Here is a 2,257-nt window from a genome sequence, read left to right on the forward strand (position 1 = left end):
TGGAACGCGCACGTCGGCGCCGGCATCGGCCGCGTCTTCAACCTGCAGCCAACCACCACCTTCACGCCGTCGCTGCGGGCCGACTACACCTTCATCCAGGATGCGGCCTACACCGAGACCGGCGCCGATGCGCTGAACCTGGCGGTCGCTGACGAACTCGTCGCCGGAGGACAGGCCGCGGTTGGCTTCCTGGCGGGACTGGATCACGCGGTTGGTGGCGTGCATGGCGGCGGAGTTCACATCCGTCATGCCGGCGACCATCAGCGGCAGGGTCTGCTTGACCGCGTCCGACACCGCTTGCTCGGTCGGCAGGGTGCCCAGGGCGGTGATGACCGGCGTCATGGCTGCGGGGGCGCCCGCGCCTTGCGAGATCAGGGCGTCGAGCACGCGCGCGGCGCCCAGTCCCGGGGTGTTCTGCGCGCCGGTCACGCTGCTGACCACGGTGATCACCGGGGTCGGCGCCGGGGTGGGCGTCGGGGTTGGCGAACTCGGCGAAGCCGGGTCCGGCGTCAGAGTCACCGGCGCGGCGGAGCAGGACGAAGCGCCGGCCCTGGCCACGCACAGGTCGACGGCATTGCCGTTGCGGGTGGCGATGAAATCGAACAGCGCGCTGTTGTCGGTCACCGTGAAGGTCGGGCCRGCCCGCAGCTGGGCGGCGGAGATCACACCGGGCTGCACGCTGGTGCCCGCGACGAGCGCCGGCGCGCCGGCCACGTTCACATTGATCTTGTTGCTGGCGGACAGGTCGGCAGTGCCCCTCACCACCAGCTTGCCATAGGTGCCCTTGGCGCCCAGGCCGGTCTGGAACACACCGCTTGCGGATTGCGTGTAGTTACCATCGATGGTCGCGGTCGCCCCGGGCGCAACGGCCAGTGTGCCGGCGTTGTTCAAGCCCGAGGCCACGCTGATGTAATGCCCCATGTTGAACACGGCGCTCTTGGCCACATTGAACATGTCCACCTGGAACGTGTTGCCCGACGTGAATGTGCCGTTGACGTTGACAGCGGACCCGGCTTGGCCAGAGACCGGGCCGGTCACGGTGGCGGTGGCGCCATCCAGTTCCAGCGTCGCTTTGCCCAGCATGACGGCACCGTCCAGGCGGCCGGCGTTATGGATGCCGTTGGTGATCTTGCTGTCGGCGCTGATACTGATGGCGGTCCCGGCAGAGATCGTGCCGAAGTTGTCAATCCGGTCCACCGTACTGTTCAGTACATTGATACCGGTGCTGAAGCCGCCAGGAGAGGATGCCGTGATGGTCCCGGTATTGCCAACAATGCCAACCGTACTCCCGGAAATGCCGATACCGATTGCCATGCCCCCCGCGAGAGTGTTGGGGAACATGAAGCTGGGGCGGGAACCGCCAGTGGCGGAAATGGTCCCGGCGTTCTGAATGGACTGGACGCTGCTTGAATCGATGCTGACGCCAGTAGCCGCGCCACCTGTGTCGGTGATCGTCCCCGCGCCTTGCACATTCCCGCCAATGCCGGAGATGGTCGCGCTCGCGTTGTTTTCTAGCGCGCCCAGCATGCCTGACGAGATGCTGACGCCAATGCCCGTGCCGGCGTGCCCAAATGCACCTGTCTGGGTGGTGCCGTTTGAGCCGCCTGCGCCACCGGTGCCGGTGATCGAGCCATTATTGGTGATGGTCGCGACGTTTGCTGTCGACACGTTGATGCCGATGCCCGCCGCGCCCGCACCGCCATTGGCTCCAGGGATGGGCGATGGATTGCCACTGCCACCATTCCCGCCCACGCCGGAGATCGAGCCTTTGTTGGTAATCACGCCGACGGTAAACACGCCGGGAGCCATTGAGGACACGCTGATGCCCGTGCCGACGCCGCCGTCTCCACCCGCGGGCGATTGCATGGAGGTTGAATTGGCGCCGTTCAGGCCAGTGCTCGAGATGCTGCCCTGGTTTTCGATGAAAGTGACCGGGGCAAAYAGCCCTCCCGAAGGCGTCGTCACGCCGGGGCCGCCCACCACGCTGATGATGCCGCCGGGGGTGGTGACGAGCAGGCTGCTGGCTGAAGCCAGCGTGCAAGTGGCCGTGACCGTGTTCGAGATCGTGTTGGGCGACAACGGCTGGCATGAAGCGCCTGACGCTGCCGCGGCAGGCAGCGCCGCCAGGGAGCCGAGCGCCATGATGGCGGCGGTCGCGATGGACCGCGGCATGGAGGGGGGCAATGCAATCCGGTGAGGCAGATCTGCGGGGCGGATGCCGGTGGCAAAGCTGCCTTGCCGGACGTTGCTGCGATGG

General features: G+C 66.8%; 2 protein-coding genes. Both read left to right on the top strand.

Features of this window, described 5'->3' with window-relative positions; all coding sequences use genetic code 11:
• Nucleotides 1-42: 42 nt before the first annotated feature.
• The gene (locus tag AC1DS3_RS37930; RefSeq protein WP_477129281.1) at nt 43-1,410 is read left to right on the top strand and encodes a hypothetical protein; all 1,368 of its coding nucleotides are present in this window, start codon (nt 43-45) and stop codon (nt 1,408-1,410) included.
• Nucleotides 1,391-2,197: a hypothetical protein gene (locus AC1DS3_RS37935; RefSeq protein ID WP_441640423.1), complete on the top strand. Its 807-nt coding sequence runs from the start codon at nt 1,391-1,393 to the stop codon at nt 2,195-2,197. Before AC1DS3_RS37930 ends, AC1DS3_RS37935 begins: the two co-directional genes overlap by 20 nt.
• Nucleotides 2,198-2,257: the final 60 nt, after the last annotated feature.

The sequence above is a fragment of the Cupriavidus sp. 01L46 genome (assembly GCF_056399905.1).